We start from the raw sequence: 25099 nt of genomic DNA on the forward strand, positions 1-25099 counted from the left end.
CATGAAAACGATTCCTTATGTTACTTTACTTTTATCCTTTACGCAACCGTTTTCATAAATCTATTTTAATAAAAGCGTTTTCACTTTGCAATAGAAATTTATTTTTTTTCATAAAAAAAGATGCTCTAAGAGCATCCTTTTTTATTATGAAATGCGATAAACCCTTGTTTCATAAGGCTTTAACGTAATTGTAGTCACTTGTTCATGTTCCGCAACTTCATAGTTATTTAAAAGCAAACGTTTGCGTTCTAGTGCAAATGAACCCTCATTATACATTGCTTCCTCTTTTGAGATATTACTAATTACAACGATTTTTTCATCGTTTAATGTACGAGTATATACATAAATTTGCGGATCATCTTCTAAAAGTAAATCGTACGTACCGTAATTCAGTACATCATGCTCTTTTTTCAGGGCAATCATTTTCTTATAGAAGTTGAAAATAGAGTTTTCTTCATTCTTTTGCTTTTCAACATTAATCTCTTTGTAGTTTGGATTCATACCAAACCAAGGTGCACTTGTTGTAAAGCCAGCATTCATCTCATCGTTCCACTGCATAGGTGTACGTGAATTATCGCGGCAAGAAGCCCATATAATCTCCATCATATCTTGATGTGATATACCCTCTGCAATTTTCTCGCGATATAAATTTTTAATTGCTACATCATCGTAATCTTCAATATTTGGGAATTGAACATTTGTCATTCCAATTTCTTGTCCTTGATAAATAAACGGTGTACCGTGCATAAAGAAATACATTGCTCCAAGAGCTGTTGCACTTTCACGCCAATATTGTTTATCATCTCCCCAAGTTGAAACGATACGTGGCTTATCGTGATTCTCAATATATAAAGCATTCCATCCTTTATTTTCTAACCCTTTTTGCCATTTCGTTAATACCTTTTTCAATCCTACAACATCAAGATCTTTCTTCTTCTCTGCATCCCATAAGCTTAAATGCTCGAATTGGAATACCATATTGAACTTACCTTGCTCTTCTCCAACCCAAAGCTCAGCATCTTCAATCTTAACGCCATTCGCTTCGCCAACAGTCATAATATCGTACTTAGAAAATGTATTTTCTTTTAACTCTTCTAATAAAGGTTGAATACCATCTACATTCATATGTTTATCAAAAGATGGTACATACTTTATTTCTTTTGGATTTGGCATATCTTTGAAGCCATCTTCTTTTTTAATATGGCTAATTGCATCCACGCGGAAACCATCAATTCCTTTATCAAGCCACCAATTAACTGTATCGTATAACACTTCGCGAACTTCTTTATTCTCCCAGTTTAAATCTGGTTGTTTACGCGAGAATAAATGTAAATAATATTGTCCTGTTACTTCATCATATTCCCATGCCGAACCATTAAAAATACTTTCCCAGTTGTTTGGTTCCGCACCATCTTTACCATCGTGCCAAATATACCAATCACGCTTCGGATTGTCTTTAGATGAACGAGACTCAATAAACCATGGATGTTCATCACTTGTATGATTAATAACTAAATCAATAATAAGCTTCATATCACGCTTATGAACTTCATCTAGTAAAGCATCAAAGTCTTCCATCGTACCAAACTCATCCATGATATCTTGATAATCACTAATGTCATAACCATTATCATCATTAGGTGACTTATACATTGGACAAATCCAAATTACATCTATACCTAAATCTTTTAAATAGTCCAGTTTCGCAATAATCCCTTGTAAATCCCCAATACCATCACCATTTGAATCCATAAAGCTACGTGGATAAATTTGATAAGCAACCGCTTCTTTCCACCATGTCTTATTCATAGTCATTCTCTCCTTTTGCATCCCATCGGAAATTTTTATGCAAACGTTTTCGTAACACTATCATAACAAAATATGAATAGTTTGCAACTGTTTTCATTGAACTCTATGTAGATTCCTTATTCTTATGCTTTATTTATTTCTCACAAAAGCAAATCTCATTCCTCACCTGCTCTTGTCCACGCACGTTACATACGCTTTTCATATATTAATAAAAAGCACTGCTTATTTTTAGAAAGGAGTGATAAATTGAAACAAACAAAATTAACAGGTCGTATCGTTGTTCCCTCCGATCCTGACTATGACGTAGCCCGAATGAATTTGAATTTAAGTATTCCTAAACTCCCTTGTATTATTGTTTTTTGCCAAAATAAAAATGATGTGTGCAACGCCTTAAAATGGGCACGCGAACGTCATGTACCATTTCGCTTAAGAAGCGGCCGTCATAGCTATGAAAATTTTTCCCTTTTAAATAGAGGACTTATTATTGATGTGAGTGAAATGCATCGCATTACTGTTAATACAGATACATTAACAGCAACAATTGAAGCTGGCGCAAATCTTGGCACTGTTTATAAAGAGCTTTGGAATTATGGTGTGACAATACCGGCTGGTACAAGTGCAAGCGTTGGAATTGTTGGATTAACACTTGGCGGTGGCATCGGTATGCTTTCACGCTTATTTGGATTAACATGTGATCAATTAGTAGAAGTTGAAATGGTACAAGCGTGCGGTAAATTTGGAGCAAAACTCATTCGCGCAAACGAACATGAAAACCATAACTTGCTTTGGGCATGCCGCGGTGGTGGTGGTGGAAACTTCGGAATTGTTACTTCTTTAACTTTTCGAGTGCATCCTATAAAGAATGTATCAATCTTCTCCATTACATGGAAATGGAAAGATCTTATCGCTGCATTTCAAGCGTGGCAAAACTGGGCGCCTTATATAGACGAACGTCTCACTTCATCAATTGAATTATTCGCAAAGCAACGAAATAAAATTGAAGTAAAAGGTGAATTTGTTGGCCCTCCCTCTGAACTCCATTCCTTATTATCTCCTCTTCTCGAAACTGGTACCCCCTCACTTTTTATAGATGAAGTTCCGTATATACAAGCTGTTCAATTCTTTAATAGCGGTAATATTCCTGAAAACTTTAAGCGTTCTGGTTCCTACGTGTATAACCCTATCCCTCTTAAAGGAATTCAAATCATGCAACATTTTCTTTCTCATGCTCCAAATAAAGATGCGAGTATTTGGCACCAATCGCTCGTAGGTGCTGTTGAAAATATTCCGCCTACTGAAACAGCTTATTTTCATCGTAAAGCAATTATTGCGCAAGAATACATTACCTCTTGGAAATGTGATGCTGAAGAAAATCGCAATATACACTGGGTTAAAGATTTACGAGAAAGCTTAGATCCTTATACACGAGGTGACTATGTCAATTGGCCCGATATCGACATTAAAAATTGGCAAACTAGTTATTACGGTTCTAACTTTCAAAGATTACGTAAAGTGAAAACCATATATGATTCGTGCAATGTTTTTCGTTTTCAACAAAGTATCCCTCCTTTTTACATTGAAAATCGTTCAATTGTTTGTTTCAAATCCGCTGCTTGCTTCTCTAAATCCTTTAGTAATTGATCGATTAGTACCATATTTTTTGATTGTTGCAACGTCACACGCGCTACTTCTTGTGAACCAGCTGACGTTTCCTCAGCAATCGCTGCTACAGCCTTCGTCTGTGCTCCTGTTTGATGAATGTGACTAACTTGTTCGTTCATATAGCTACTAATCTGCTTCGTTGCATCGGCAACTTCCATAATACTTGATGACATTTCTTTTAAAATTAATTCAGTAGCTTCCCCACGTTTTGCCTCTTCTTTAGCTGTTTTCACTTGCTCTGTCATTTTCAATGCGACTTGTTGCACTTCCTCTTGCATATTCCGTAATAACTGCGAAATATTTCTTGCAGAATGATCGCTTTCATCAGCAAGCTTACGTACTTCTTCAGCTACAACTGCAAAGCCCCTTCCGTGCTCTCCAGCACGAGCTGCCTCAATAGAAGCATTCAGTGCTAATAAATTCGTTTGACTAGCAATCTCACTCACAACAGAAACAATATGTTCCACTTGTTTCATTCGTTCTTCTAACTTCTGTACATTTTGCATCGAATTTTCATTTTCTTTTGCCAATGTTTGAATACCTTGAATTAAAGAAGTAAAGACTCGTGTACTTTGCCCCAAAGCTTGAACCATTTCTAAAGACAACTCATCAGACTGTTTTGCTTTTTCTTCTACTTCACTCGCAATGGAAGTTGTTGTATCAACAGCCGAAACAATCGCCTGAATGGAAGCTGCTGATTGCTCAGCGCCAGAAGAAATCTCTGTAAGGGTTTCAGACACACCTCGTGCTTGCTTTGTTGCTTCCCCTGTTTGTCTTCTAATTTGCTGAACTTGATTATTTGTATACGAAAATGTAGTATCAATATTTTTTACCATACCTCTTAAGTTCCCTAGCATCATATTAAATGCAACACTTAAAGATTTAATCTCATCATCTGTTTTTGGTAACGGGACATCTTCACGAATATCGCCATCGGCCGCCTTCCGTGCAGCCTCCTCCAACTTTCTAAGTGGTTTAATTAAAAAGATTGCTGCTCCATACGCTAAAATTCCAGACCATACTACACCTAATAACATAACGATAATATTATAAACAGTTTGACTTACATAACTTTGAAAATAATCGTATATCACGTAGATAAAAAATATACTTGTTGAATATGTAATAAAAGCTAAAACTGTAGTAAATAGCATAAGTTGTGTACGTAAACCAAAAGAAAATGTTTTCCTTTCTTTTTCCATCTTCCCTTTCCCCCTTTTTATAAGCAATATAAATACTACCTATATATTATTATCCATATTTTCATTATAGAAGGATATAGGGATTTTAAAAATCATTATTTCTTTGAATATCCAATTGCACGAAAAAAATAAAGGATTCTGACAATTCGTGGCTAATAACAGAAATAAGGGGCAACATTTGTAAAATATATTTTTGACTGGGGGTTTTGTATGATTCAGGTTCGAAATCTAGTAAAATCATTCGGCTCACTTGATGTTTTAAAAGGAATTGATTTAGAAGTCAAAGAAAAAGAAGTTGTTGTTTTAATTGGTGCCAGTGGTTCCGGTAAAAGTACATTACTTCGCTGTCTTAACTTTTTAGAAATGTACGATGAAGGTGAAATTCACTTACAAGGTGAACGAATTGATCCTAAGCATTCAAATTTAAACAAAGTCCGTGAAAATGTCGGTATGGTTTTTCAGCACTTTAACCTTTTTCCCCATATGACCTCACTAGAAAACATCATAGAAGCACCTATTCATGTAAAAAAATTAGAAGCAGCAAATGCAAAGGATATCGGAAATCAACTATTGCAAAAAGTCGGCCTACAAGATAAAGCAGATGTAACGCCTCACCTCCTGTCAGGTGGTCAAAAACAGCGCATTGCCATTGCACGAGCTCTTGCTATGAACCCTAAAATTATGCTATTTGATGAACCTACCTCAGCCTTAGACCCTGAACTTGTTGGAGAAGTATTGCAAGTTATGAAAGAACTTGCTGAAGAAGGAATGACCATGGTTATCGTTACTCATGAAATGAATTTCGCAAGAGATGTAGCTGATCGCGTCATTTTTATGGATGATGGAAAAATTGTAGAGGACGCTCCGCCAACGCAATTCTTTTCAGCTCCATCACATGAACGAGCAAAACAATTTTTACGCAACGTTTTATAATGTAACTTCTGTTTCAAACGAAAAGAAATACATTCATACGGTGCACAACTCAATAACATACTTAAAACCATCCGTATGATCAATATATAGGAGGGGTTTTATGAAAAGAAAACTATTAACCATTGTTGCGAGTATTACATTATGTACATCCTTCATACTAGGAGCCTGTAGTAAGGAAAGTGCTACTACTTCTTCAAATGGTGAAAAAGAATTCCGTTATGCGATGAGTGGCTTATATAAACCTTTTAACTATAAAGAAAATGACGGAAAGCTTGCCGGTTTTGATGTGGAAATTGGTGAGGCACTCGCAAAAAAAATGAATATGAAACCCACTCCTATTACAAATCCGTGGGAAACGCTAATTCAAGGTCTACAATCGAAAAAATATGATGCTATATTGGGCAGTATGGCAATTACAGAAGAACGCTTAAAAGCTGTTAATTTCTCAAATCCTTATTATCGTTCTGGTGCCCAAATTTTTGTGGCTAAAAAGAATACATCTATCTCTTCTCCAGAAGATTTGAAAGGTAAGAAAATTGGTGTTGTAAAGGCTAGTACCTTTAAAGCCCTTGTTGCAAAACATACAGATCAAATCACAGAATATGACAGCGATATTACTGCACTTATGGACCTAGAGCCTGGGCGTGTTGACGCAGTAATCACTGATCAAATGGTCGGTTTACGTATGATCAAAGAAGGTAAATCAAATATAAAAGAAGCTGGAAAACCATTAAATCTGGATGAAATGGGAATTGCTATTCGTAAAGATGATAAAGCAATGGTTGAGAAAGTAAATAAAGCTTTAGATGAAATCATTAAAGATGGTACGTATGAAAAAATCAGTAAAAAATGGTTTGGGCGTAATATTCTCGGTGAAGAGGAAAAAACGAAGTAAATTAGCCCTTCAAATGTTTCATACATTATGCCCCACTTTTTATGTGGGGTATTTCATTCCCTACCAAAATCCATACAATATGAGGTGACACATATGTTTGAAATTTTTATGTCTACTTATCCCACACTCTTAAAGGCTACTATTGTCACATTACAATTAACATTAACTTCCCTAGTACTCGGTTCACTAATTGGATTACTATTCGCTTTTTTTCGAATCTCTAATAATAAGATTTTAAATAGTATTGCTCATGTATATATCGCCATTATTCGTGGTACACCTTTAATTGTTCAAATTGCCATTCTCTATTTTGGGATTACATCCGTTGTTGTTTTCACTCCTTTTTGGGCAGGAGCAATTGCTTTAGCAATCCATAATGGTGCATATATTACTGAAATTTTCCGCGGATCCATTCAATCTGTCGACCGTGGACAATTAGAAGCTGCTCGCTCTCTAGGTATGCCTTACCCTTTAGCAATGCGCCGTATTATATTACCGCAAGCATTTCGGCAATCTCTTCCTCCTTTAGGAAATCAGTTTATTATTGGATTAAAAGATTCTTCACTTGTTGCTTACGTAGGAATGTCCGAATTATGGGGATCAGGTTTATCTATTGCTGCAGGTAACTTCCAACAATTAGATACATATGTAATCGTTGGTTTATATTATCTCGTGCTTGTTCTCCTATTCACTTACCTTGTTAACCTTTTGGAAAAACGACTACAACGAAAAGAAATGAACTCCGGCCAAGTCCATAGAAAGAATAAAAAAGAAGTCTCTTTATAAAAAAAGCAAGCCAGAGATGGCTTGCTTTTTCATTGCAAAATATATCAATTTTTACTGATTTACTTTTTTAATACTCTCTTTTTCCTCTATATGTTCCTCACGATATGAAATATTATGAGGATCTAGTCCATTTCCTAAAGAACCATAGAAATGCTCTCTATGCGGATCCACTAATTCGCTTCCTTGATAATACACACGTGGTGTATTCCATAGTGCTGCCAAAGCTTTTGTCATTGGCATCTCATGATAGCGTTCCGGCCACATTTCTTTAATTTTATCTTTTACTAACGGATAGTATTTAGAGCTCATAGCAGGGAACAAATGGTGTTCTGTATGATATGAGAAATTGAAATGTAAAACATCTACCCAGCGCGGCACTGTTACTGATAAACAGTTTGCTAACGGATCATTTACTGGAACAATTGGATTTAAGCGGTGATTTGTTGCGATATATGCCATTACAATAAAGTTGGCAATTAACAACGGAATCACATATGCAAATAACCATTTTGCTGGTCCCATAATAAACAATAAACTAATCCAAACTGTCCAAGGCAAAAGAAGTTGAAGCCATACAGATTTTTGATTGGATGACTTAAATTCTTTTATAAAATGAAAGAACATTCGAGTCGAATGCAATGTAAATTGAATGGTTAATGACAGAAAACTAAAGAATGAACGTACATGAAGAGGCATACGATATACCCAGCTCAAAAACTTACTCTTTTTAAGCTTCTCAAGTGTCGGCCATGCATCTGGATCATTCTCTTCATGTTGTGTATGAACGTGATGCGTTGCATTGTGCCACTTTCTCCAAAGTTTAGGTCCTGTTGATAATGGCATAAACGCAATTGCTCCTAAGAAATCTCGAAGCCATGCCTTTCTTACAACAGTTCCATGTAAAATTTCATGGCCTAAAAACCCAAGTGAAGCAAAACATAATCCAAGAACAATCGCAATTCCTAGATTCGCCCACACATTCAATTCAAATACACCAATCGATATTAACCCCGCCAATGCCACAAGCAAATAAGCCAGTCCACCAAATAAACGAGTAGGAACTGGTTTAAATGCTTTTTTCGGCAAATGTGGTGATACACGTGCTGCATACCACCCAAACGTATGAAGCTCCTTCATCCTTTTGCCCCTTTCTTATGCCGCGCCTTGCGCAACTTACATATATCAATTCTTGCTTCCAGATTGATTTTACTAGGTGATCAAAAAAGCATCTATTATAAGGAAAATATACTCACTCTATCGTCACTTATTTTTTCGCTTTTATTATCAATGAAAAACATTTCTCTTTTTACTCTCTATCAACCTTTCCACATGATGAATCATATCAATAGAATTTCTATATTGTCAACAACTTTTATGACCTAGTAATAAAAGTTGGCTATATTTTTATAATCATACTTTATTTCACTAAAGAAAAAACATAGACTTTATAAGGTTTCACCCATTATGCATATACATACACTGACATACTATAGACTCTATCTTATTCAAGAACTCTCTATGTAAACAACAAATAAACTCACCTGAATCTAGCTTTACACAACTCCTACCTCTTCATACCGATGACATTAAATAATTATATTAAAATAATGTTATCTTTCTTTTAATAAAAATAGACTCCTTCTAAAACAGCACACATGAATTTCCTATCATATGGAAATATTAAAAGGAAAATTGTTCTAAAATCGGGAGGTTTCTATAATGACAAGCGATACATTTCCACAATTCCCATTATCTTATTGGATTGAATCTACTCAAATCCCTGCTTTTCCAACTTTATCTGAAAATATAAAGACGAAAGTTGCTGTTATCGGTGCTGGTATTACAGGTATTACTACTGCCTATTTACTTGCGAAAGAAGGAATCGATGTTGCTTTAATTGATTCTGGTCTTATTTTAAATGGAACGACTGGGCATACAACTGCAAAAGTAACAGCTCAACATGATCTTATTTATGATGAATTAATCAATCATTTCGGTTTGGAAAAAGCGAGGCTTTACTATGAATCAAATAATCATGCTCTACAATTCATCAATGAGACTGTGCAAACATATAAAATCGACTGTAATTTCTCAAGTGAAGATTCATATTTATATACAACTACTGATAATGGATTAAGAAATTTATCGAAAGAATATGAAGCCTATCAAAAATTAAATATACCTTGTGACTATGTTCAATCTCTATCGATTCCGATTCCCATCCAATCCGCACTTGTCATGAAAAATCAAGCACAATTCCATCCCATCCTTTATTTAAAAACACTTTTAGAAAAGTTTGTGGAGATGGGCGGAAAAGTTTATGAACAAACAACAGCTATTGATGTGGAAAAAGGTGATTATCCACAAGTCATTACAAAGGGCGGACATCGCATCACTTGTGAATATGTTGTCTCTTGTTCACATTTTCCCTTTTATGATGCAAATAGCTTTTTCTTTACGCGAATGTATGCCGAACGCTCTTATGCTCTTGCAATCAAAGCAAAAACAAATTATCCAGGTGGCATGTATTTAAGTATTGATGATCCAAAACGCTCCTTACGCTATACAACAAACAACGGGGAAAAATTAATTTTAATTGGCGGAGAAAGTCATAAAACAGGACAAGGAATAAACACGATGCTTCATTACGAAGCACTGTATTCTTTTGCAGAAGCAACGTTTGGAGTAGATGAAGTTCCCTATAGATGGTCAGCACAAGATTTAATCACGCTAGATAAGCTTCCTTATATCGGACATATTAACGAAAGGAATCCAAATATATTTGTTGCAACTGGATATCGTAAATGGGGAATGACAACTGGAACTGCTGCTGCTCATTTATTGAAGGATTCCATTCTAAAAGTACACAGTCCATATAAAGAACTGTATGCACCATCACGCTTCCATGCAAATCCAGATATAAAAACGTTCCTCTCCCAGAACATAGATGTTGCGAAACATTTAATTGAAGGAAAGATCGAAACCGCATTACGTAAACCAGAAGATCTCGAAGTTGGTGAAGGATCTGTCGTGCATGTTAATGGGAAACGAGCAGGTGCTTATAAGGACAAAGATGGAAAATTACATATTGTCGATACAACTTGTACACATCTTGGCTGCGAGGTTGAATGGAACAATGGTGATTGTACTTGGGATAGTCCTTGCCACGGTTCCCGCTTTTCAATTGAGGGCGATGTTATGGAAGGTCCAGCAGATCAACCGTTAAAACGAGTTGATAATGAGTAAACAAATAAATTCCGACATAAGAAGGAAAATTTTAACATCAAATAAAATAATATATTTATCTATAAATCAAAAGGGGTGAACATTATGCAACCTTCAGCTCCACCTCATCTAGAATCTACTGAAACTGTCTTTTCAAGCTCTATTACAAAACTTGTTGTTTTTATTTGTTGGCTAGCCATTCTAGCTGATGGATATGATTTAGGTATTTACGGTGCCGTTCTACCAAAACTCCTAGAAGACAAAAGCTGGGCACTTTCACCCGCACACGCTGGTACAATTGCTAGCTATGCTTTATTTGGGATGTTTATTGGCGCTATTCTAGTTGGAACCATTACAGATCTAATTGGACGAAAATGGACACTTATATGCTGTTTAGCACTTTTTTCTATCACAATGGGCCTAGCTGCACTTGCTCCTTCCCCCGAATTATTTGGGTTATTTCTATTTATTGGAGGAATCGGATTAGGCGGTGTTATTCCAACAGCTTCAGCACTTACTGTTGAATATTCACCAAAAAAGCGGCAATCTTTTATTTATGCTCTTATGTTTACTGGCTATCCTTTAGGGATCGTGTTAGGGGCTATTTTGTCTATGTTTATGTTAGAAGATTTCGGATGGAGAATTATGTTTGGCATCGGAATGATTCCACTGCTCCTCATTCCTTTCATCATTCGTTATTTACCTGAATCCATTCAATTTTTATTATCACGTAATCGCCAAGAAGAAGTGAACCAAATTCTTAATCGTTTTCAAATTAAATTCCATGAAAAAGATGAAATTCCTGAAACACTAGCTAATACACAAAAGAAAAACGGATTTCTTACTTTATTCTCAAAAGAATACATAAAAGCAACGCTACTTTTTTGGATTACTTATATAATGGGAATGTTTTTAATATACGGTTTAAATACTTGGTTACCGCAGATGATGCGCCAAGCAGGATACCCTCTTGGATCTAGTTTATCATTTTTACTTATGCTAAATATTACTGCCGCTATCGGTGCTTTATTTGCTGGAGCAATCGCGGATCGTATAGGGGCCAAAATTGTTATTAGCATCTCCTATCTTATGGCAGCTATATGTATTGGACTATTAACCATTAAACCATCCGTTACAATCATTTATCTTTTAATTGGTCTTGCTGGAATTGGATCAGTCGGTATTACTCAAATATTGAATGCATATGTAACACAATACTTCCCATCCCATATCCGAGCTACTTCCTTAGGCTGGGGACTTGGACTTGGCCGAGTTGGTGCGATTGCTGGTCCTATTCTTGTCGGTATTATTATGACAATGCAATATGACTTAGCATGGAATTTTTACTTATTCTCATTCGCAGGTCTCATCGCAGCTATGTCTGTTTTCTTTATTCCTACAAAATAAAAAAGAGCACAAACTCACTTGTGCTCTTTTTCAATTCTTGCTAACTCCGCTTTAATTTTCTCTCTCATTTCATACCCTCTCCATTTTTTGATTATTTCCTTGGAAATTCGACAAATGTATTACTAAGTTTACTACATGCTAAAATAGCTGTCAGAAAATTCCCGACAGCCTGCCAAAATCCCTTATTTTTTACTTGTTCTTTTCTGTTACACTAACCGCAATTCGTTCAAACTCTTTTTGAATCTCCTCTTTATATGCATCTACTTTTGAAAAATCCATAGCAGCAATATAAATTCGTTCTAATTTATCACGAACTGATTTCGCTTTCGCTAAGAAAGACATCGCCTCATTCATTTTTGCTCTATATTGAATCGACACGTCGCGAATTTCTGTCGCATACTTCTCATCTGTCCCTGGTGTCACAATCAGGGCATACATATCTATAATTTCATCACCTTCACGGCTTGGAAAATATTCATGTGGTGCGGTACTATCAAAAATTGCAAAACCTAACTCTCTTACGATAACCATATCAAGACTATTTGGATCAAATCCACAATGATATACTTCAACCGCAAAGCCTTTTTCTTCTGCTACCTTAGCTAATTTTTTGAGCATTGTTGATTTCCCAGAGCCTGGGCGTCCTTTTATAAAATAACGATGTGGTAATCCTTCTGTTAAATTAGGAACAAAATCAACTGCTCCTTTCGGTGTAGCTGCTCCTAAAAAGCGATGTTTCACAAGCGATTGTTTCCCGCTTTTATCTGTAAATAGCTTCTGAATCAGCTGATCTGTTAGTTCATTTGCTTTATTAAAATCAATATTATTAATATATATTTTCTCCCACTCATCATGTATAATTAGCGCCTCGTGAAAACAAGCGTAAGCAGCTTGAAAAGCTTTGCTTGCTTCTGAAACAAATCGTTCAATTTCCACCTTCTGCTTTCTTAATTTATCTGAGTCCCAAGCAACCCCTAAATTGATATACTCCTCAACAACTCCTGGCATTTTCGGCTCGATAACATGCGGAGATGTTCCATCAACAATTCCTACTTTTAACTTCGGGATAATGACACCATCAACCGATTTATTATCGGAAGAACAATGTAAAAATTCAATACCATATCCTTTTTCAACCCATTCACGACCTATTGCCTTAATTAAAGAAGATTTCCCCGTTCCAGGGCCACCCTTTAAAATAAATAATCTGTCTAACCCTTTTAAATTCTCATCGTATAAATTATGAAATCCTCTAGCTGTATTTCCACCAGCATAATAATTCAATACAGTCCCTGTCACTGCACTCACTCCTTCGCAGCATTCTATTTACATAAGCTACAATATGCAAGCAGCTTTATTTGGGTGAATACCTATTTTGTATTGCACGAAAAAAGGAAATGAATTATAATTTAAATACAATGAATATTCAGAACTAAAATTAAATATGTCTTTATCAAGAGAGGCAGAGGGACCGGCCCTTTGACGCCCAGCAACCTCAGTTTATAGAAACTGAATAGGTGCTAATTCCTGCAAAATGCATTGCATTTTGAAAGATAAAACGTAACTATTGTGTGCACAACTCATCTTTCTTGATTACGAAAGGTGAGTTTTTTTATTTCAAAACATATACTGGAGGTATTTAAAGTGAAAGTAATTGACCTATCACAAACATTTGAAAACAATATGTCCCAATTCCCTGGAACACCAAAAATCAATTTAGGGGCCATTACAAGCGTTGAAGAGACAGGCTATCAAGTTACAGATTTTCATTCTGTCGTTCATGTTGGCACGCATTGTGATGCTCCTGCTCATTTCATTTCAGGCGCAACGACTATTGATCAATTACCCCTAGATCAATTTGTAGGCGAAGCGGTTCTTATTGATGTAACTCATGTACAAGAACGAAAACTACCGAAAGAAGTATTGCACAACGCTGACATAAAAAAAGGTGATATTGTTATTTTCCATTCCAATCTATCTACTAAATGGAATACAGAGGCATATGAGCAAGAATCTTTTTATCTTTCTGAAGAATTAGCCGAAGAACTAGTTCAATTAAAAGTAAAATCGGTCGGCCTAGATTTCATTTCTCCTGATGAGGTATCGACAGAAACATCACCAATTCATCACATACTACTTGGAAATAATATTTATTTAATTGAAAACTTAACAAACTTAGATGCCATTCACACGAAACGTTTCTTTTTCTCAGCGGCACCTTTAAAAATTAAAGATAGCGACGGTGCTTTCGCAAGGGCATTCGCTGTAATTTTTTAAACAAACTATACAAAAAAGCAAAGATCATCATTGACCTTTGCTTCTATTTTTTTTATTTAAACTAAGAAAGAATTGCTCAACACGAGGACGTAACCAAGCTAAATAATCTTTCTCTTTCTTCTTTGTACAAGCTATTTCTTCTCCATCTACCATTCCGACAAGCTCTAGCTCTAACAGTTGCCTCGTAAATGCTAACATATTTATTTCTTCGTCTGGATACTCTTCTTTTAATTTCTCCTCAATTTCCCCTAATAAAAAACCGTCACGCATCATTGCCAATGCATCAATCCAAAGTGGCGGCATTTCATATTTCTCTCCTGTAATTGTATCTTTTACAATATAATTCTTTTGCTCTTTTCGAAATTGAATCGTGTGTAAGCATACAGTCGAATTTAATGTTAATTCCATCATACCACCTCTTTCATAATATCTGCATAGAAAAAAGGATGCGCGTGCACCCCTTCTTTTCCTAACACTACCGAACCGTTACATGAATAACAAATCTCATGTCGATATTTTCCTCCATTATAAACGAAGTATTTTATAAAAAAAACCCTTCTTGGAACATTTTATAAAATGTTTATATTTACACAACAAGAACACTTTTCTGAAAAATATTTTCTTCTAGCACATTATACTGTCGGTAAAGAAATTTCCACTTTCGTTCCTATTCCCACGTTACTTTGAATCGCGATACTTCCTTGATGTTCCTTAATAATTTTATATGTAATCATTAATCCAAGTCTCGTACCATTCTCCTTTGTTGTATAAAAAGCCTTTCCAACCTTCTCTAGCTTCTCCTTCTCTATACCAAAGCCTTGATCTTCAACAGACATGCACAAATGCCCTTCCGTTTTTCGATATGCACGGATATGAATACCTCCACCTTCTGGCATTGATTCTGTTCCGTTTTTAATAATATTTATCTACTTGTAAATGAAATCCCACTCTATACTGCGCTGCATAACTTTCCATTAGCTGTACAGCATATAAAAGGATTGCTTGTATATTACACCATTCATAATTTGTTGGCTTTGGTTTCCTTAACAAATCCGTTAATTTTTTAAAATACTTTTAAGGCTTCCCTTTCCTCATAAATCAAGCTTCATATAAATACTCCTCATGGATCCATACAAAAACTCTGCGTGTTATCTCCTTAAATTATAGCCTTCAGGGCAATATACAACCTTATCATACGAAAAGGAAGGAGATCTCTCCTTCCTTTTCGCTATAACTTATATCCATCTTACCCGATCATGTAGCAGACCATCCGTAAAATTATTATGTCCTATTACAAAATTATTCATATATAAATCTAGATATTCGCCGTACTTACTTTCTGTATTTAATAATAATTCCTCGACATAGTAAGCACCTTGTTTAAAGTTATCGAACAGTAAACTACACAAGCCAGCATAAATTCCGCACCCTACTTGGAAGTAAGTCGCGTTCGTTTTATATTTATGAAAAACTTGACTGCTATTCATCACGTTATACATATACATCTCGCTATTTTCATAAACGAGTAGCACACCAACCAGATCCTCCCCTGCAATCTCTTCTTCCGCTGGATTAAATACTTTACGATTCCAATTCCATAAATCTTCAACTTGATCTAAGTTCTGTCTAATTATATTAGTCGTATACTCATTAATTTGATAAAGAAAACCCACTTCCATATTGAAGTTTTTTCCTAAAATTAAAACTTCCTCATGTGGCATTAAACAACCATAAAACTCTTTCTCTCCTAACTTTACTTTATACTCTGAAGCATATACATCTTCATAAAAATAAAGAGGTCGATGATGGCTCATATACATCGGATAACTCCATATTGCTTCATCTAGAAATCGCTCTACTGCCCATGAAGCATAAAGTGTATGAGGCTTTATAAGTGCTGTATCATTTAAAAATGACGTATCATGTTCTACTATATAACATGCTTTGGGCTTTTCATTTGGACGTTCCTTCATAAGTTCAACAACCATCCATTGAACAACACCTGGATTCATACCTGATCCTATAATTGCTTTTGTATTTGTAAATTTCTCTTTTTCCTTCTCAAACCGCGTATATCTTTCCGTAAGCTGAAAGCCAATTAAACTATCGTCTTGATCTACTGCCTCATTTTCCAAAGCTGAATTAATATAGCAAATTCCAAGTTCATTACAACAGCTTAATACTCTGATTGTATCTGCCCCTGAAACATCAATAACAACACCGGTTCTTTTTTCTTTCAAATGTTGTTTGAATTTCACTACATCTTGAAGGTCAATTTCATATAAAAACAATTGCTCTTTCAAATTTGGAAACAACTCATCATAATAAGTCCTATCTTTTTGTTTTATATCAACCAAATGAAATGTAACATTCTTTATCGCTTCATAAATCGGGTCTTTTTCATTTACTATCGCTTGATTTAAAATGGCTAAAACTGCTTTTGCTGCTCCACCAGCACTACCAAGTAATGTAATCGATAACGGATTCGAAAACTGCTCCACAAACAAAACCCCTTTAATGTATTAGTTGAACAGTTCTCCCTCAAAAAATAAATTGAATATATGAAAAGATGGCTCGTACATATCTTTTATAATTTTGCACAAGATTAACTCTTCATAGATAAAGCTAACATATTTATATTCAATTCATTTTCCCCCTCATATTCAAATCGTGCTAAACAAATAGGCTCGACCTTTTCTTCTGTATATAAAAGAAAAAGCCAGCCCTTTCAACTAGTCTACGGACAATGGACAGATTTCACATGTTGAATATTCACATACATTTTTGCATCACGTGCTTTTAATATTTCAATATGTCCCTCATCAATCTTCGCCATCTTTCCGATTTTATTAGATTCCTCGCCTAAATCGAACACCATGATTTTACCAGCCATTTTAATAAGCTGCTCTTCAAATGTTCTAGCTAACGTAATATTTAACGGATTCACGGGAAGTTCATTTTTATTGAGGGCATAAGGGACTTGATTTTCTTTATATGGAATTAACCATTTCAAATGCTTTAAAGATATATATACTGTTTTATAAACTGGGCTATAAAAAACGATATAATCGTTCATTACACTTGTAACATAACCGTGTATTGGAGCATTTCCTGCTACATAAACTTCTGTAAAAATCCCCTTAGAAGTACTTAATACTTTTCTCAAAGAAATGGAAGGTGATTCCCTCTTAATTACAGAATCAACATCAGGTTTTGATATTTCTTCATCATGTGGTCTTAAAAATTTATAATATTGGACATGGTATAAAGATATATATACGTAGTCTTGTCCATTGTAAAGAACAACAATATCATTTCCTACGTCTATTAATACACCTTTAAATCTTTGTTCACCGATTAATTTAACATATATATTTTCTCCAATGCTTTTGTTTAACTCATTCATCTATATCCTCCTTCCTATGAATTTCTTCTTTCCTGTCTTCCATTTCAAAAAAATAATCAGGGCAAAGTTCTGTCTTAATAGTAAGTAATTCCTTTTCATACTATCGAAATAAGAAATTGTTCTTCTCTTTCCCTCATAATGCCCCTCTTATTTATTAAACATTATTCATCTTCATTCTTTTTACATTTAACTACTTGACTCACACTCTTAATATGAGACTTAACTACATAAATAACTTCATCACAGTTTACTAGTGTAATACAACCATGGTGTACCTCACTTAATAAACCTTCCACACATTCTGGACCGCCACGATTAATTTTTACCCACTTATACTTCAAGTCTTTTAATATATCTAAAAAAGTATCCTCATCAGAACAGAAACATGAACTATAGCAATCGCCGCATTTACTTTCTTTCACTTTCTTAACTAGGCTCTTCACATGTTTCAATTGATAATATACTAATTCCCCATGAGGTAATTGTAGCGTTAGATAATCTTTGCCTAACGATACGAGCTCACCCACTCGACTTTCTGGTCCACGAAGGTTTACTTTTACAGTCTCACCAACTAAACATTTAATTTGGTCACAGCATAATACATTCTCCAATTTCGTATCCCCCTTTCTTATTATCTTCCTCTACTTGATTGTCTTTGTGCACGAGCGCGACCTGAATTATTGCTACTACTTTCCTTACTGCTACTATCGTCGCTCTCATTGCTCTCTCCACATGCTAATGCATTATAGTTAACGCTTTTAATATGCTTTACTGCAATTAATATAACTTCTTCTTTTACAATTAATGTCACAAAGTCACAAGAAACATCTTGTAAAATGCCTTCCACTTTCTCTGGACCACCGCGATTAATTTTCACCCAGCAATATTTGAAGCTTTGAAGTAGTGCTTCAAAGTCTTCTGCACATTCGCAATCTTCCCACTCGCACTTACTTGCTCCGCATTCTTTCGCATTTTTTGTAATACTTTTTAGATGATTAAGTTGATAGTAATAAAGTTCACCTTTTTCATTCTGCAATACGAAGTAGTCCGGACATACTGATATTATTGTTCCTTTTTGAGATTCTGGACCACCCCTGTTTACTCTCACAAAAGATCCAATTAAGTCTTTCAAAAAATCACAATGAAATATACTCACGAGAAAACCCCTTCCATTAATTTATAAGCTTTTGCACTGATAGTATATGTATCTGTACAGGTTACGTTCTCTATGTTTGTCCTAGCTAGAAAAAAATATGCTTTTAACATGGTAGACTACTACCTATCAAAATCTTAAAAAACGTTTACGGTCTTTTAAATTTGACATTTTTGCACAAAAAAATCCCGTATGAAGATACATTTCTGCCTATCTTCATACGGGATTTCCCATCGTTTAATCTTCGTCTTTAACATCCATATCTTCTGGAATTGGTTCGTTCAATATTTCTTCCACTAATTGCTTATATTTCTCCATTTGTTCTAAATGTGTATTAAATTGTTCTTTATTTAATAAATATTGTTCTCCATCAAATAGCGCACGAACTTTCTTTTTCTGAATTAGCTCTTCAATATACGATTTTGGTAAATTCAAATACTCCGCAGCTTCTTCTACTGTTATATACAACGCGTTCATTCCTTTATTATTTTTTCCTATATACTGTATCTTACTTTATTTTTGTAAACAAATAAAAAAGATTTTGTAAATGCAATTTAAAAAGAAGGTGGATGCATTCCATATATTGTATAATAATATAGTAAGGATTTTTTAAATATAGAATGGTATTACCCATTTACACAAAGGAGAGTTAACATATGGCTACTCGTCACATCATTACAATGTTAGAAAAAACATTACAGGTTGAAACAAAAAACACAATTTCTCATTTAACTACATCTTTATCTGATCGTATTCTTTCTCAAAGCTCAGCGATACATGAAAACAATTGTTACCATACAATTGGGGAATGGTACAAAAATCATTTTTTATTCCAACAAGATGATTTCCTTTGGGCTAAATACGCTTTCTATGACGCATATTGTGAAGCTATAAAGGGACAAGGACATCTTACAAAACGCGTCCGTCAAATATTAGAATCATTAGCTCGAATGCATGGAAAACAGTACATTGCATCTATATTAAATATGCCATTTCCTAACGAAAGAGCTAAAGGGACAGCATAATATAATACTGTTCTGCATCAGCAAAGCATAGATTCATTGCTTTCTAGGAAGATTTACAAATAAAACGTTCATATCACATGAACTGATGAAACCGGTGTCATTATAATGATTGAAAATATAGTTAACAGGAAAACCCCCATTTACCTCTCTTATCACTCGAATAGAGAAGTAAATGGGGGTATACTTGTTTTTTATTATTTCATCATCTGCTTGATCAATTCACGATTTCTTTTCTTAAATACTTCATTATGTGAAGAAACCATTCCATATTCGCTTGCATCTGGCTGAATAAATTGTTTCGCTTTATTTACAGCATTTCCTGCATCTTGGAACGCTCCCGCAATTAAGTGTAATTTCCCTTCATGCTTTAAAATATCTCCCGCAGCATATAATCCATCTACTGAAGACTCGCTATTTGCATTCCCTGCAATATAATAATTATCTATAATTGCAACGTCTAACTCACTATTTTCTAATAATGTAATGTCACGCTCATATCCATGGTTAATAATCACTTCTTCAATAGGTAAATGGGCAACTTCACCCGTCTCATGATTTGTTAATTCTACATATTCAATTGCTTCATGATTATCACCAGCAATTAATTTTGTAATAGAGGTATTAAAGAAACACTCCGCTGAGCTGTTCATAAGTTGCTTCACTTGTGCTTCATGACCAGATAATTCTTCTTTTCTATATGTTAAATAAACTTTTTTCGCAATTGGTTCTAACTCATTTGCCCAATCAATTGCAGAGTTACCTCCGCCTGAAATAATGACCGTTTTATCTTTGAAACGTTTTAACGATTTAACTGTATAATTTAAGTTTGATACTTCAAATCGCTCCGCACCTTCAATTGATAACTTTTGTGGATTCAATATACCACTTCCAGTTGCAACGATCACTGTTTTTGAAAAGTGTTCTTCTCCATTGCTCGCCTTTAACGTAAAAGTGCCATCTTCGTTACGAATAATCGATTCTATTTTTGTATTTACTACCACTTCAGGCTGAAATGTTAACCCTTGTTGTACAAGTTGCTCAATTAATTTTTCACCAGTAACCGGTAATAATCCGCCAATATCCCAAATCATCTTCTCCGGATAAACATGTATTTTTCCACCTAACTGTGGTTGAAATTCTATTATTTTCGTTTTCATCTCTCTGAGTCCACTATAAAAAGCTGAATAAAGCCCTGCAGGTCCCCCGCCTATCACGGTTACATCAAACAATTCTTCTCTATTCATTCACCTTCACTCCTCAGCTACTAATCATTGATTATCATTCTCAATAAAATATAACCTGTTTCCGCAAATTTTACAATCAAAATTACTATTGACAATACACCTATATAAAATTATATTATTTAAAGAATCAATAGTGATAATCATTATCATTTTGTTAATAATTAGCAAATTTGAGATTACATCTTCTTTCACTAATATGGTTAATACTATATTGTGAAATCTCACATTCAAGATTTTTAATAAGCATTTTGCATTACCACTACTCTTTCAAACAGATTGCAGTTAAACAAATTATTGTATACACATATCATCTATGTTAAAGGAGAAAGACGATGAAAAAGTTATTTATTTCACTAACAGTTCTTTTCGTTCTTGTTATGAGCGCTTGTAGCAATGGCTCTACAGACAAAAAGAACGATGCAAAAGGTAGTAAATCAGAAACAATTACATACCAATCTGAAAATGGTAAAGTAGAAGTTCCTGCAAATCCAAAACGCGTTGTTGTTTTATCATCATTCGCTGGTAACGTAATGTCATTAGGAGTAAATCTTGTTGGGGTAGATTCATGGTCTAAACAAAACCCACGTTTTGATAGTAAACTGAAAGATGTTGCTGAAGTATCAGATGAAAACGTTGAAAAAATCGCTGAACTAAATCCAGATTTAATCATTGGTTTATCAAATATTAAAAATGTTGATAAGTTAAAGAAAATCGCTCCTACTGTAACATATACTTACGGAAAAGTTGATTACTTAACACAGCATTTAGAAATCGGTAAGTTATTAAACAAAGAAAAAGAAGCAAAAACTTGGGTTGATGACTTCAAGAAACGTGCACAAGACGCTGGTAAAGAAATTAAAGCAAAAATCGGTGAAGATGCAACAGTTTCTGTTGTAGAAAACTTCAACAAACAGCTTTATGTATACGGCGAAAACTGGGGCCGTGGAACAGAAATTCTGTACCAAGAAATGAAATTAAAAATGCCTGAAAAAGTAAAAGAAAAAGCATTAAAAGAAGGTTACTACGCATTATCTACTGAGGTATTACCTGAGTTTGCTGGTGATTACTTAATCGTAAGTAAAAACAAAGATACTGATAACTCATTCCAAGAGACAGAATCATATAAAAACATCCCAGCAGTAAAAAATAATCGCGTATACGAAGCAAACATGATGGAATTCTATTTCAATGATCCACTTACATTAGACTTCCAACTAGACTTCTTCAAGAAGAGCTTTCTTGGTAAATAATACAAACATGAGGAATTCTTAAATTAAGAATTCCTCTTCCTTTATTCTATGAACAGAAAAGATGTGAAACGAATGACAAAAGATCACGACAATCCACGTTCTATAGCTTTTACATACAAACTCATTTTGAGCATAATTGCATTCTTTCTTATTTTTATGGTGGCAATGGTATCAGGGGCTGCCGATACTTCAATAAAAGATGTATGGTTAGCGCTCACTTCTTCTGCTAAAGGGGACAAAATATCTATTATTCGAGAAATTCGTTTACCACGTGAAGTAGCTGCAATTTTTGTAGGAGCTGGACTTGCTGTTTCTGGAGCAATTATGCAAGGATTAACACGAAATCCGCTTGCAGATCCTGGATTACTAGGGCTATCTGGTGGAGCAAATGCTGCACTTGCACTGACACTTGCTTTCAACCCTTCCATCAGCTATCTTTACTTAACATTAGCTTGCTTTATCGGTGCTGCAATCGGTGCGATTATGGTATTTGGAATTGGTATGGTGAAAAAAGGCGGGCTGTCCCCTCTTCGAATTGTATTAGCCGGTGCTGCCGTTTCAGCATTTCTACTCGCAATTTCAGAAGGAGTCGGCATTTACTTCAAAATTTCACAAGAGGTATCACTTTGGACTGCTGGGGGCGTAATTGGAACAACTTGGGGCCAATTAAAAATTATTATTCCAGTCATTTCACTTAGTATCTTTATCGCTATCTTACTAGCAAAAAAATTGACAGTTCTTAGTTTCAGTGAAGAAGTTGCTATTGGACTAGGTCAAAAAATTATTGTTATTAAAACCATTCTATTTATCATTATTATATTACTTGCTGGTGCGTCTGTAGCGCTTGTCGGAAATATGGCATTTATCGGCTTAATGGTACCTCATATGGTACGTCCAATTGTTGGGCCAGACTACCGATTTGTTATACCGATGTCAGCAATTGCTGGAGCTTCCTTTATGCTACTTGCAGATACAGTCGGACGTACTATTAACGCTCCGTACGAAACACCAGTTGCCGCTATTGTCGCAATTGTAGGATTGCCATTCTTCCTATTCGTTGTACGTAAAGGAGGAAAAACATTCTCATGATGCAATCTATTCTAAAAAAACAACGTCTTATTATACTGACTTTACTTATACTAACCATCACAACCATTGTAGTTGGAATGGGACTCGGTTCAGCATCTTTATCTTATGATCGACTACTCCCAACATTAATGGGACAAGGAACTTTTAAAGAGGAGTTTGTTTTATACTCTTTACGACTACCTAGAATTGTTATTACATTATTAGCTGGTATGGCTCTCGCTTTATCAGGTGCTATCCTGCAAGGTATTACCCGAAATGATTTAGCGGAACCTGGTATTCTCGGAATCAACTCCGGGGCTGGTGTTGCTGTTGCTATTTTCTTTTTATACTTTCCAATAGATGTAGGTTCATTTCTTTACTTACTACCTGTCGTTGGATTTATCGGCGCATTTCTGACAGCTGTTCTAATTTACGTATTTTCTTATAGTAAATCAACTGGACTTCAGCCAATCCGACTAACATTAACTGGTATTGGTTTTTCATTTGCACTATCTGGAATGATGATTGTCCTTATTTCATCCGCTGATCGTATGAAAGTTGACTTTATCGCCAAATGGATTGCCGGAAATATTTGGGGAGATGACTGGGTTTTCGTTTTGGCAATGCTCCCATGGTTAATCGTATTAATTCCGTTCGTTTTCTATAAAGCAAATCGATTAAACATTCTAGCATTAAACGAACCAGTCGCAATCGGTGTTGGAATTGAAATTGAAAAAGAACGCAGATACTTATTAGTCGCAGCCGTTGCGCTTGCAGCTGCAGCTGTTTCCGTAACAGGAGGAATTAGCTTTATCGGACTAATGGCTCCTCATATCGCAAAATCTTTAGTAGGTCCAAGACATCAAATTTTCATGCCTATCGCCGTTTTAATCGGCGGATGGCTATTGTTATTAGCAGATACAATCGGACGTAATATCGTTGAACCTAATGGCATTCCAGCAGGTATTGTCGTTGCTTTAATTGGTGCTCCTTACTTTATGTATTTATTGCTTAAAAAGGCGTAGGAAACACCCTCAAGATTTTTTCTTGAGGGTGTTTTTATTTCATTCTACTGCTGCCCATACCCTTCAAACTTCTTCGCCAAATTCGCCATCTCATCTTCTGGCAAAAGCTTCGGCTCTCCGACACTTTTCGTTTGATAATAAATTTGCGCACAAAACTCAATTTCTTCTGCAACAGTAAACGCCATTTTTATGTTATTTGCACCTGCAATTAAACCGTGGTTCTCAAGTAAAACAGCACGACGATCAATCATGCCTTCAAAAGCAGCATCTGCTAATTGCTTCGTACCAAATGTTTCATACGGTGCACAGCGTACATTCGGGCCTGCGAAAGCAATTAAATACGATACTGCAGGAAGTTCCCATCCTAATGATGCAATCGTCTTCGCGTAAGGAGAATGTGTATGCACAAGCGCATTTATATCTTCACGCTTTCTATAATAAATAAGGTGCATATCGAGCTCACTTGATGGTTTTCTCTCTCCCTCTACCACTTCACCATCTAAGTTTAATATAACTACATCCTCAGGTTTTGTTTCATAATACTCTAAACCACTTGGGCTAATTGCAACAAGACCTTGCTCGCGATTGAAAATACTAATATTGCCGCCTGTCCCCTTTGTTAAACCGCTAGAAATCATTTTCTTTCCATACGCTACAATTTCTTCTCTTTCTTTTTGTAATAACATATACATCCCCCTAAGTATGAAGCTTATGATGACTGAATCTTTAACT

Annotated in this window: 23 protein-coding genes, 2 pseudogenes and 1 riboswitch; of the genes and pseudogenes, 11 read left to right on the top strand and 14 right to left on the bottom strand. The window is 35.2% G+C overall.

The window, feature by feature from the left end; all coding sequences use genetic code 11:
- Nucleotides 1-144: 144 nt before the first annotated feature.
- On the bottom strand, nt 145-1809 hold the full coding sequence (locus PDL00_RS20250) for a glycoside hydrolase family 13 protein (RefSeq protein WP_270730874.1): 1665 nt from the start codon (nt 1807-1809) through the stop codon (nt 145-147).
- A gap of 246 nt (nt 1810-2055) precedes the next feature.
- On the opposite strand from PDL00_RS20250, the gene PDL00_RS20255 reads away from it, so the two are divergent.
- Nucleotides 2056-3450 (top strand): FAD-dependent oxidoreductase, encoded by a 1395-nt coding sequence (locus PDL00_RS20255; protein WP_270730876.1) that lies wholly within the window; start codon nt 2056-2058, stop codon nt 3448-3450.
- On the opposite strand, the gene PDL00_RS20260 is transcribed toward PDL00_RS20255, so the two are convergent.
- Complete coding sequence (locus PDL00_RS20260; RefSeq protein WP_442868343.1) at nt 3381-4331, bottom strand: methyl-accepting chemotaxis protein; 951 nt, start codon at nt 4329-4331, stop codon at nt 3381-3383. The genes PDL00_RS20255 and PDL00_RS20260 overlap by 70 nt on opposite strands.
- Nucleotides 4323-4673 (bottom strand): annotated as a pseudogene (locus tag PDL00_RS34885) (HAMP domain-containing protein); the annotation flags it as partial. The gene PDL00_RS20260 and the pseudogene PDL00_RS34885, both read right to left, overlap by 9 nt.
- 210 nt (nt 4674-4883) lie before the next feature.
- Here PDL00_RS34885 and PDL00_RS20265 point away from each other — a divergent pair.
- From PDL00_RS20265 to PDL00_RS20275, 3 genes are all read left to right on the top strand, one after another.
- Nucleotides 4884-5606, top strand: a complete 723-nt coding sequence (locus tag PDL00_RS20265) for an amino acid ABC transporter ATP-binding protein (protein WP_098872603.1) — start codon at nt 4884-4886, stop codon at nt 5604-5606.
- A 100-nt stretch (nt 5607-5706) separates the two neighbouring features.
- The gene (locus PDL00_RS20270; RefSeq protein ID WP_073518117.1) at nt 5707-6501 is read left to right on the top strand and encodes an ABC transporter substrate-binding protein; all 795 of its coding nucleotides are present in this window, start codon (nt 5707-5709) and stop codon (nt 6499-6501) included.
- Between the two features lie 93 nt (nt 6502-6594).
- Entirely contained in the window at nt 6595-7287 is a 693-nt protein-coding gene (locus PDL00_RS20275; RefSeq protein WP_242253246.1) for an amino acid ABC transporter permease, read from the top strand.
- Between the two features lie 51 nt (nt 7288-7338).
- Here PDL00_RS20275 and PDL00_RS20280 read toward each other — a convergent pair whose 3' ends face one another.
- A complete protein-coding gene (locus tag PDL00_RS20280) occupies nt 7339-8424 on the bottom strand; it encodes a fatty acid desaturase family protein (protein WP_097817910.1) in 1086 nt (361 codons plus the stop codon).
- A 582-nt stretch (nt 8425-9006) separates the two neighbouring features.
- On the opposite strand from PDL00_RS20280, the gene PDL00_RS20285 reads away from it, so the two are divergent.
- Both PDL00_RS20285 and PDL00_RS20290 read left to right on the top strand, forming a co-directional pair.
- Nucleotides 9007-10533: an FAD-dependent oxidoreductase gene (locus tag PDL00_RS20285; protein ID WP_270730881.1), complete on the top strand. Its 1527-nt coding sequence runs from the start codon at nt 9007-9009 to the stop codon at nt 10531-10533.
- 84 nt (nt 10534-10617) lie between these two features.
- Nucleotides 10618-11919: an MFS transporter gene (locus PDL00_RS20290; protein WP_270730883.1), complete on the top strand. Its 1302-nt coding sequence runs from the start codon at nt 10618-10620 to the stop codon at nt 11917-11919.
- 189 nt (nt 11920-12108) lie between these two features.
- On the opposite strand, the gene PDL00_RS20295 is transcribed toward PDL00_RS20290, so the two are convergent.
- Entirely contained in the window at nt 12109-13218 is a 1110-nt protein-coding gene (locus PDL00_RS20295) for a PRK06851 family protein (RefSeq protein ID WP_242253240.1), read from the bottom strand.
- 148 nt (nt 13219-13366) lie between these two features.
- Nucleotides 13367-13479: riboswitch (SAM riboswitch) on the top strand.
- Between the two features lie 84 nt (nt 13480-13563).
- Here PDL00_RS20295 and PDL00_RS20300 point away from each other — a divergent pair.
- Nucleotides 13564-14196, top strand: a complete 633-nt coding sequence (locus tag PDL00_RS20300) for a cyclase family protein (protein WP_270730885.1) — start codon at nt 13564-13566, stop codon at nt 14194-14196.
- 27 nt (nt 14197-14223) lie between these two features.
- Here the strand turns inward: PDL00_RS20300 and PDL00_RS20305 are convergent, their stop codons facing one another.
- From PDL00_RS20305 to PDL00_RS20335, 7 genes and pseudogenes are all read right to left on the bottom strand, one after another.
- A complete protein-coding gene (locus PDL00_RS20305; protein WP_000424111.1) occupies nt 14224-14604 on the bottom strand; it encodes a hypothetical protein in 381 nt (126 codons plus the stop codon).
- Nucleotides 14605-14828: 224 nt separating this feature from the next.
- Nucleotides 14829-15246 (bottom strand): annotated as a pseudogene (locus PDL00_RS20310) (ATP-binding protein); the annotation flags it as partial.
- A 185-nt stretch (nt 15247-15431) separates the two neighbouring features.
- Nucleotides 15432-16697, bottom strand: a complete 1266-nt coding sequence (locus PDL00_RS20315) for an S-adenosylmethionine decarboxylase related protein (protein WP_270730888.1) — start codon at nt 16695-16697, stop codon at nt 15432-15434.
- A gap of 236 nt (nt 16698-16933) precedes the next feature.
- On the bottom strand, nt 16934-17602 hold the full coding sequence (locus PDL00_RS20320) for a DUF2642 domain-containing protein (RefSeq protein ID WP_242253235.1): 669 nt from the start codon (nt 17600-17602) through the stop codon (nt 16934-16936).
- A 161-nt stretch (nt 17603-17763) separates the two neighbouring features.
- Entirely contained in the window at nt 17764-18213 is a 450-nt protein-coding gene (locus PDL00_RS20325) for a spore coat protein (RefSeq protein ID WP_242253233.1), read from the bottom strand.
- 20 nt (nt 18214-18233) lie between these two features.
- Nucleotides 18234-18758, bottom strand: coding sequence for a spore coat protein (locus PDL00_RS20330; protein WP_242253231.1), 525 nt, complete (start codon nt 18756-18758; stop codon nt 18234-18236).
- Nucleotides 18759-18992: 234 nt separating this feature from the next.
- Nucleotides 18993-19232, bottom strand: coding sequence for a helix-turn-helix domain-containing protein (locus PDL00_RS20335; protein WP_242253229.1), 240 nt, complete (start codon nt 19230-19232; stop codon nt 18993-18995).
- A 179-nt stretch (nt 19233-19411) separates the two neighbouring features.
- Between PDL00_RS20335 and PDL00_RS20340 the strand changes: the two genes are divergently transcribed.
- Nucleotides 19412-19780 (top strand): hypothetical protein, encoded by a 369-nt coding sequence (locus PDL00_RS20340; RefSeq protein ID WP_242253227.1) that lies wholly within the window; start codon nt 19412-19414, stop codon nt 19778-19780.
- Nucleotides 19781-19974: 194 nt separating this feature from the next.
- Here the strand turns inward: PDL00_RS20340 and PDL00_RS20345 are convergent, their stop codons facing one another.
- Entirely contained in the window at nt 19975-21024 is a 1050-nt protein-coding gene (locus PDL00_RS20345; RefSeq protein WP_242253225.1) for an NAD(P)/FAD-dependent oxidoreductase, read from the bottom strand.
- A gap of 332 nt (nt 21025-21356) precedes the next feature.
- Between PDL00_RS20345 and PDL00_RS20350 the strand changes: the two genes are divergently transcribed.
- Genes PDL00_RS20350 through PDL00_RS20360 form a run of 3 tightly spaced genes read left to right on the top strand, consistent with a single transcriptional unit; the run spans nt 21357 to nt 24367 of the window.
- Nucleotides 21357-22274 carry an iron-hydroxamate ABC transporter substrate-binding protein gene (locus PDL00_RS20350; protein ID WP_000732577.1) on the top strand — a complete coding sequence of 306 codons (918 nt, stop codon included), beginning with the start codon at nt 21357-21359 and terminating at the stop codon, nt 22272-22274.
- Nucleotides 22275-22322: 48 nt separating this feature from the next.
- Nucleotides 22323-23363: a FecCD family ABC transporter permease gene (locus tag PDL00_RS20355; protein WP_270730893.1), complete on the top strand. Its 1041-nt coding sequence runs from the start codon at nt 22323-22325 to the stop codon at nt 23361-23363.
- Nucleotides 23360-24367 carry a FecCD family ABC transporter permease gene (locus PDL00_RS20360; protein WP_242253220.1) on the top strand — a complete coding sequence of 336 codons (1008 nt, stop codon included), beginning with the start codon at nt 23360-23362 and terminating at the stop codon, nt 24365-24367. The genes PDL00_RS20355 and PDL00_RS20360 overlap by 4 nt, the downstream gene beginning before the upstream one ends.
- 44 nt (nt 24368-24411) lie before the next feature.
- Here the strand turns inward: PDL00_RS20360 and PDL00_RS20365 are convergent, their stop codons facing one another.
- Nucleotides 24412-25053, bottom strand: a complete 642-nt coding sequence (locus PDL00_RS20365) for an L-fuculose-phosphate aldolase (RefSeq protein ID WP_000926556.1) — start codon at nt 25051-25053, stop codon at nt 24412-24414.
- Between the last annotated feature and the right edge of the window lie 46 nt (nt 25054-25099).

The organism is Bacillus cereus group sp. TH152-1LC (assembly GCF_027710505.1).
GTDB classification, from domain to species: Bacteria; Bacillota; Bacilli; order Bacillales; family Bacillaceae_G; genus Bacillus_A; species Bacillus_A mobilis.

What these genes read in the sequence shown, in the direction of transcription:
- PDL00_RS20250 (WP_270730874.1), bottom strand. Translation starts at nt 1,809, where the DNA reads ATGAATAAGACATGGTGGAAAGAAGCGGTTGCTTATCAAATTTATCCA.
- PDL00_RS20260 (WP_442868343.1), bottom strand. Translation starts at nt 4,331, where the DNA reads ATGATGCTAGGGAACTTAAGAGGTATGGTAAAAAATATTGATACTACA.
- PDL00_RS20265 (WP_098872603.1), top strand. Translation starts at nt 4,884, where the DNA reads ATGATTCAGGTTCGAAATCTAGTAAAATCATTCGGCTCACTTGATGTT.
- PDL00_RS20270 (WP_073518117.1), top strand. Translation starts at nt 5,707, where the DNA reads ATGAAAAGAAAACTATTAACCATTGTTGCGAGTATTACATTATGTACA.
- PDL00_RS20275 (WP_242253246.1), top strand. Translation starts at nt 6,595, where the DNA reads ATGTTTGAAATTTTTATGTCTACTTATCCCACACTCTTAAAGGCTACT.
- PDL00_RS20280 (WP_097817910.1), bottom strand. Translation starts at nt 8,424, where the DNA reads ATGAAGGAGCTTCATACGTTTGGGTGGTATGCAGCACGTGTATCACCA.
- PDL00_RS20285 (WP_270730881.1), top strand. Translation starts at nt 9,007, where the DNA reads ATGACAAGCGATACATTTCCACAATTCCCATTATCTTATTGGATTGAA.
- PDL00_RS20290 (WP_270730883.1), top strand. Translation starts at nt 10,618, where the DNA reads ATGCAACCTTCAGCTCCACCTCATCTAGAATCTACTGAAACTGTCTTT.
- PDL00_RS20305 (WP_000424111.1), bottom strand. Translation starts at nt 14,604, where the DNA reads ATGGAATTAACATTAAATTCGACTGTATGCTTACACACGATTCAATTT.
- PDL00_RS20320 (WP_242253235.1), bottom strand. Translation starts at nt 17,602, where the DNA reads ATGAATGAGTTAAACAAAAGCATTGGAGAAAATATATATGTTAAATTA.
- PDL00_RS20335 (WP_242253229.1), bottom strand. Translation starts at nt 19,232, where the DNA reads ATGAACGCGTTGTATATAACAGTAGAAGAAGCTGCGGAGTATTTGAAT.
- PDL00_RS20340 (WP_242253227.1), top strand. Translation starts at nt 19,412, where the DNA reads ATGGCTACTCGTCACATCATTACAATGTTAGAAAAAACATTACAGGTT.
- PDL00_RS20345 (WP_242253225.1), bottom strand. Translation starts at nt 21,024, where the DNA reads ATGAATAGAGAAGAATTGTTTGATGTAACCGTGATAGGCGGGGGACCT.
- PDL00_RS20350 (WP_000732577.1), top strand. Translation starts at nt 21,357, where the DNA reads ATGAAAAAGTTATTTATTTCACTAACAGTTCTTTTCGTTCTTGTTATG.
- PDL00_RS20355 (WP_270730893.1), top strand. Translation starts at nt 22,323, where the DNA reads ATGAACAGAAAAGATGTGAAACGAATGACAAAAGATCACGACAATCCA.
- PDL00_RS20360 (WP_242253220.1), top strand. Translation starts at nt 23,360, where the DNA reads ATGATGCAATCTATTCTAAAAAAACAACGTCTTATTATACTGACTTTA.
- PDL00_RS20365 (WP_000926556.1), bottom strand. Translation starts at nt 25,053, where the DNA reads ATGTTATTACAAAAAGAAAGAGAAGAAATTGTAGCGTATGGAAAGAAA.